Below are 6,000 nucleotides of genomic sequence, written 5' to 3' on the forward strand. Positions count from 1 at the left end.
AGGTAAGAAACCACCTATCGTCCTAGAATCAACAGAACATTATCATTCCTCTGTTGTTCATCGGAAAAAAGATCGCTGCAACGATTATTCAGAAATTGAGGAGATAGATCGATTTACTGATCCTAAAATGCTCGTAGCTTTCGCTGGAGTTGATCCTAGTGTATTCGAATGAGGTAAGTTTACAGCCACCAAAAACCGAATCACGAATAGAGGATCTAGTAGGCTTCGTCACGCATTATATATGGCTGTTTGTTGTGCGATTCATGACTGTCGTAAGAGCAAAACAAGTGATGAGATTATTCCTCGAAATAAGAAATTACGAGAGTTCTATGATAAAAAACGTCAAGAAGGAAAACCTTTTAGATCGGGATCCATTAAGCAAAACGTCGATACCCACCCTTCCCCATTTCAACATCTGAATTAATTGGGTGATACGTGGTGTTTACAAAGGCAATTAGTGTTAATAGAAGTTTTGCAAATGTCGTTAAGTAAATAGGAATTAACAAAAATACTCCCAATCCTTGTACCCAATGTGTGCACAAAAGTGTGCACAGACTTAACTTCTTTAATTGATTTTAATTGATCTAGATTGACTAACACCCTGCTAAAAACCTTGATATACCAGACTTAATTGTTTTTAATTGATCGTATTTTACTCATTTGTTTAATAGTTTTACCTCTGGCAGCGTAGAGGTCACTTCTCTTCACTAATAAGGAATCAACATCACAAAAAGGCCTTATTTAAAGAAAGGCCCTTACTACCTATACCAAAATTGAATGGTAAAATCTCTTTATATATTACCCATTTTAAGTTATGTTTACAGTTTTCAAAGGTGGTTAAACTATAGTATATTATGACGTATTATACTGACCATAATTTCTAAGGTCGTATTCAATAATCTCCTATACCGTACCGCTATCTATGGAAACTAAACGATAAGTTAAATTCTCGACTTTCCTAATAGATATTATGTAAACTAGAAAAAATGAATTTTATTGGATGCCTCTATTCTACTCTATTTTTGATGTAAAAGAAAAGGTCAACACTCTATAGAGAGCATTAAAGCAGTTTCATAAAATCAATGGCTTTGATTTGTCTTTCAGTAAAGGTCAATATTTCTATATTCAAGTTTTGCTCCTCCCAATGGCTTTTACTTAATCTTACATAATTATAAGCGAGGAGTCTTTCTTTAACTAAACTGGCTCTTTTGTTCAATAAGTAAATTTAACATAAAAGGGGCATCATTCCTTCTTGGATTAATGCCCCTTTTACTATGAGTATTTTTTTCACAAAGCTTCATTAGTAATTTTATAATTTTTATGATTGACTATGGTTGTAAGTGGTTGGTTTTTTTCTTTATTGTATCCATACTCAACAATGACAGAATTTTCTCTTACAACCGTAACATTTCCTTTATAGCTTTCCCCTTCACGCTTAAATAATATATTGTCCCCGATTTTAGCAGTTGCCATTTTATCACCCCGATCTTATTATTTTCAGCAAGGATAAAAAAATGCAGGAACAATTAAAATACAAACTGTAGTTATTGCGAAAAAAAGAAGGCTGCCGTAGCAACCCTTTGTTTAACAATAGCCACCTATTATTTAAGTATATCTGTTCACAAACTTGTAGCTTATATTTATTTATAACAGGAATGCTGCCCCTTTTGTTGAAGAAAAAGGCAGTATCAACGATCCGTTTCTTTAACTCTTGCCCCATTTATTTATCTTTTTCATTAACTGAAAATCATTCCCCGTGTTTGATGAGGAGGAATGTGAAAAGATGGAGGGAAAATAGCTTCAGTTATTATTTCACTCAAAATTTTGTTATAATAAAGTGTTTATAACAAAATTGAGGGGGAATATAATTTTTATGTCATTCGAAGTAGGAAGCAAGGTACAAGGTAAAGTAACAGGTATCACTAATTTCGGAGCTTTCGTAGAATTACCGGGAGGCTCAACAGGTCTAGTTCATATCAGTGAGGTTGCAGATAGCTATGTAAAAGACGTTAATGACCACCTCAAAGTAGGCGATCTGATTGAAGTAAAAGTGATTAGTGAGAAAGACGGAAAAGTTGCCTTGTCTATCAAAAAAGCTATTGATAGACCCGAAGGACAAACCTCTTCTTATTCACAACGCCCTCTACGACAAGGAAGAGGTGAAAGCCGTTCAGTAGGCAATTTCAAACCCAAGGAAAATTTTGAAGATAAAATGGCTCGTTTTCTAAAGACTAGTGAAGAGAATTTGTCTACTCTCAAACGGAACACTGGAGCAAAGCAGGGTGGTAGAGGCGGGAGACGGGGATAACGTACCCTGATTATTAAAATTTCATAACATAATTAAGGTAAGCCTCTATAATAACTGGCTTGCCTTCTTTATTTTATCTTTTATAGCTTTAGGTCGTTCAAACATAATTAGGTGAATTCGTGATTATGTGATACACTTTGTTTACCATTTGATTTACTTGCTTTCATTGTGCCCCGCTCATTCAGTGAGTGGGGATCTTTGTATGAAAAAAATAAAAACAGACTCTAAAAAGAGCCTGTTCTCGTTAGTTTTATTATTAAGCTTTACGCACGTTAGCTGCTTGAGCTCCACGTTGACCTTGCTCAACGTCAAAAGTAACTGCTTGACCTTCGTCTAAAGATTTGAAACCTTCGCCTTGGATAGCTGAGAAATGAACGAATACGTCTTCTCCAGCTTCACGCTCGATAAATCCGAAACCTTTTTCTGCGTTAAACCATTTTACTTTACCTTGTTCCATTTTGTTTCCTCCTGCTGTGTACTTTGCACACAATGTATTACTATCCTTGGACTCAGTGATCATCAAGACGAAAAGTTAATCTTACAATATCCTTTACACCGAACAAAAATAATTCTTCTAAAGTTTAACATTTATTAAAAGTATTTGCAAGAAGACAGAGATAAACGCCACCTTTTAGCTATATACAAAATGCCTCTTTTTCTTTTCTCTCTTAGAAACTGAAACCTATAGAAAATTAATGATTTGAAAAAGAACAATATTGATTACTCGTACTTTTTTATCTTATGCAAAATTACTTATGAGTAATTCATCTTAAATATTGTCTATCAATTCCTCAAAAATTAATTCTCCTTTGCACTCGCTAAGGGATACAACTTCCACTAACCTACTTCGATTGTTAAAAAAGCAAAAAAGCATCCATTATTTAAAGGATGCTTCCCGTCTCTTTGATTCATTTTGTTAACATTTTTTCCATGTCTGAACTCCTTCTTGTTATGTAAATGAAATTTAAAATGGTTTCCTGGTCTAGAAACCATTTTTGTAGTTGACCATATAGTTTTACCAATTCGTCTATCTCTTTTACGAAAGAAGAAAACAATTACTATTACTGTCTTAGTAGATGTAAAAAATTCTTAAAGATAGAGGTGAGATTGATTTTTTTCTTCTAGAAATAATGACTTTGATAATATATTGTATACCTAAAACAATGAAAGCCCTACCTCTCTTTCATCCTTACGGCTCCTTGTCCGTGCCAGTGTGAATCAGGATTTCAAAATCAAGTGACTATTTTATCGAGGCATTTGATAAACTTCAAACGTTCATAAAAGAAATTTAAATAATAAGGATAGATAAGATTGTAGAAATAACAAAAGAGGTTAATGCTCTAAAAGTGAGTTGAAGAAGTTGAATGTCTTTGAGATGATTTACTTTTAATAATTATATTCACAAAAAATCCAGGATATTTCCGGGAGTTGTAATAAATTATCTATAACTAACCTAACAGAAACTTTTTATTTGATTTTCGGTAATCCCTTTTATTAATCCTAGTTCGCTAATCAAAAATCCATGTGCGTCATCCAACATTTTTTTTTCGCTTGCGTTAAGTGCTTTTTCTTTCTTCATACGCATTAAATCACGTACAACTTCAGCGCCTTCTAATATTTTACCCGTTTTCATTTTGTCCGTGTTCACTTTATACCTTTGTTTCCACGGCAGTAATCTATCTGATTCTCCATGCTGAAAAATGTGTATGATATGTTTTAGTACAATTATGTCAGTAACTGGGCGTATACTTGAACTCGATATTTTACCCGTAGGAATCATGACTTGCATATTACTGATTAACATTTTTATGACATAGTAATGTTGTTTTTCCCCTGAGATTTCCTTTTCTTCTATGTCTTTAATTATACCTGCTCCGTGCATTGGATAAACAATGTAATCGCCAATTTGAAACAAATAATCCACCTCCATATATGGTAACCTTCTTAAGGATACCATATATAGTATTTTTTATCAAATTTTTTATTTTATCATAAATTAACATTTATCGTCAACTGCTTTTTCTTTGAAAATCAAAAAAAGCAAAAATAATAGGATTCCAGTCGGATTACAAATAAAGGGTAGAAGGGAGCTGCTTCGTATTCATTTTTGACCCATTGAATATACAATAACCTCATTTAGTAAACAAACATAATAATTGTTATTCAACAAACGCCCCCTTTACTTTAAGTGATTTTTTTCACAAACTACTATTAGTAGTACTTTATTCTTTTATGAAATCATTAACGGTTTCGCTTATTTCTATGAAACGAGTCCAATGTAAATAATGGTGTCCTTCAAATATTAATAGTTTATTTGCACTTCCATTTTCTAGTTGTTCTCTATAAAAGGTAACATTTGATTTCCCCTCATTATTTTTATTTTCTTTCGCAGTAAAAATCATTACTGGTATGTCAGACGGGAATTTCATGGCTGCTGTTTTCTCAATATTTTCTTTTATCTCGTTCGCTTCATCTACTACATTCCTATTGTAACCATTCCAAGAAGAGATGACTTTTGTCATCCTTAAGTTTTCATTAGAATAAGTATCCTCTTCAGAAATAGGAAGAAAATCGTCCGAATTCATATAAATTGCTAGTCTTGCTATCCCAGTTGGTGCCAAATAACTAAAAAAATTAGGCATAGTAGGAGCAGATTCACCAAAATATTCTAACGCCTGTGGTAAGGTTGGATCTATTCCTACAATGGCTTTTACTTCTTCTGGATATTTATTCGCATAATACATACTATAAATTCCAGAGATTGAATGAGGCATTAATATATATGGTCCTTTTATATTCGCTAACTGTAGAGCAGTTCTTATTTCACCAACTATGTTTTCCACTGTTCGTTCTTTTTTGGTTAAATCACTCCAACCGTATCCAAATTCTTCCACTACAATAACCTTATTTTCCTTTGCTAATTCATTAACCAAGGGTTCAAAGTCAAGTACAGGTGCTGTGGTTCCAAGACCACTTAATAAGACGATTGTATTCTCACCTTCACCCTTAGTATAGATGTGCATATTCTCACCATCTAATTCAACCAATTCTCCTAATACAGGGTATTTGTTTTGTTCATACACAGTCAAAAAGTTACTGAACACAAACAAAATAACAAATATTGCTGCTATAGCTAATAAGATGTTTCTTAGTACAATTGAAATTCTAATCTTCTTTTTAATAACCATGTTTTCACTACTTTCTCTCAGAGTATTATTTAATTAATTTTGATATTCTCCTTTCAATCAGAACCCCATCAAACAATATTTTCCAACCACTTCTTAGTCCATTTTACTATTTAAGGTAATAGTAGAAATCACCCCTGAGAAATATCTTCATTTCAGCCTTAAGGCGTATTAATAGATTAGACTCATTTAGAAGATAAAAAATGGCTTTACTCCCTCTAGGGAATAAAGCCAAATATTTCTTATTGAACAAACCTGCTCTTTAGTCGAATAGAAAAATCGATATCTCCCTCTATGGAAGAATCGCCCCCTTTACTTTAAGTACAATAATTCATAAATAGATCAATAACACTCTTTTCTCTTTAAGTTTTCTTCATTTTTCTGTTAATAGCGTTCATCTCTAATATGCTCTATTTATTCATGGTTCCAATTTTTATGATCAATCCAATATTTTGTTACAAGGAACGTCAGTAAGATGCAAAAAAACGATGTGAATAGATTTCCAAT

The 6,000-nt window shown here is 32.8% G+C and carries 6 protein-coding genes and 1 pseudogene; 2 read left to right on the top strand and 5 right to left on the bottom strand.

Annotated elements, in window-relative coordinates:
* Positions 1 to 59: 59 nt before the first annotated feature.
* A pseudogene (locus ACRX5O_RS24050) lies at positions 60 to 364 on the top strand (transposase); the annotation flags it as partial.
* 10 nt (positions 365 to 374) lie between these two features.
* Here the strand turns inward: ACRX5O_RS24050 and ACRX5O_RS24055 are convergent.
* Together ACRX5O_RS24055 and ACRX5O_RS24060 are read right to left on the bottom strand one after the other, a co-directional pair.
* Positions 375 to 506: a hypothetical protein gene (locus tag ACRX5O_RS24055; RefSeq protein ID WP_433908265.1), complete on the bottom strand. Its 132-nt coding sequence runs from the start codon at positions 504 to 506 to the stop codon at positions 375 to 377.
* 781 nt (positions 507 to 1,287) lie between these two features.
* Positions 1,288 to 1,473 carry a DUF2187 family protein gene (locus ACRX5O_RS24060; protein WP_119708521.1) on the bottom strand — a complete coding sequence of 62 codons (186 nt, stop codon included), beginning with the start codon at positions 1,471 to 1,473 and terminating at the stop codon, positions 1,288 to 1,290.
* A 400-nt stretch (positions 1,474 to 1,873) separates the two neighbouring features.
* Between ACRX5O_RS24060 and ACRX5O_RS24065 the strand changes: the two genes are divergently transcribed.
* Positions 1,874 to 2,308 carry a S1 domain-containing RNA-binding protein gene (locus tag ACRX5O_RS24065; protein WP_433908261.1) on the top strand — a complete coding sequence of 145 codons (435 nt, stop codon included), beginning with the start codon at positions 1,874 to 1,876 and terminating at the stop codon, positions 2,306 to 2,308.
* A gap of 256 nt (positions 2,309 to 2,564) precedes the next feature.
* Here the strand turns inward: ACRX5O_RS24065 and ACRX5O_RS24070 are convergent, their stop codons facing one another.
* From ACRX5O_RS24070 to ACRX5O_RS24080, 3 genes are all read right to left on the bottom strand, one after another.
* Positions 2,565 to 2,765: a cold-shock protein gene (locus ACRX5O_RS24070; protein WP_066052309.1), complete on the bottom strand. Its 201-nt coding sequence runs from the start codon at positions 2,763 to 2,765 to the stop codon at positions 2,565 to 2,567.
* Between the two features lie 996 nt (positions 2,766 to 3,761).
* Entirely contained in the window at positions 3,762 to 4,238 is a 477-nt protein-coding gene (locus ACRX5O_RS24075; RefSeq protein ID WP_391557502.1) for a CarD family transcriptional regulator, read from the bottom strand.
* A gap of 292 nt (positions 4,239 to 4,530) precedes the next feature.
* On the bottom strand, positions 4,531 to 5,496 hold the full coding sequence (locus ACRX5O_RS24080) for an alpha/beta fold hydrolase (protein WP_433908262.1): 966 nt from the start codon (positions 5,494 to 5,496) through the stop codon (positions 4,531 to 4,533).
* Positions 5,497 to 6,000: the final 504 nt, after the last annotated feature.

This window comes from Robertmurraya mesotrionivorans (assembly GCF_050971805.1).
Lineage (GTDB): Bacteria > Bacillota > Bacilli > Bacillales > Cytobacillaceae > Robertmurraya_A.

Coding starts and splice junctions, on each gene's coding strand:
- ACRX5O_RS24065 (WP_433908261.1), top strand. CDS start 1,874: ATGTCATTCGAAGTAGGAAGCAAGGTACAAGGTAAAGTAACAGGTATC.
- ACRX5O_RS24060 (WP_119708521.1), bottom strand. CDS start 1,473: ATGGCAACTGCTAAAATCGGGGACAATATATTATTTAAGCGTGAAGGG.
- ACRX5O_RS24075 (WP_391557502.1), bottom strand. CDS start 4,238: ATGGAGGTGGATTATTTGTTTCAAATTGGCGATTACATTGTTTATCCA.
- ACRX5O_RS24080 (WP_433908262.1), bottom strand. CDS start 5,496: ATGGTTATTAAAAAGAAGATTAGAATTTCAATTGTACTAAGAAACATC.
- ACRX5O_RS24070 (WP_066052309.1), bottom strand. CDS start 2,765: ATGGAACAAGGTAAAGTAAAATGGTTTAACGCAGAAAAAGGTTTCGGA.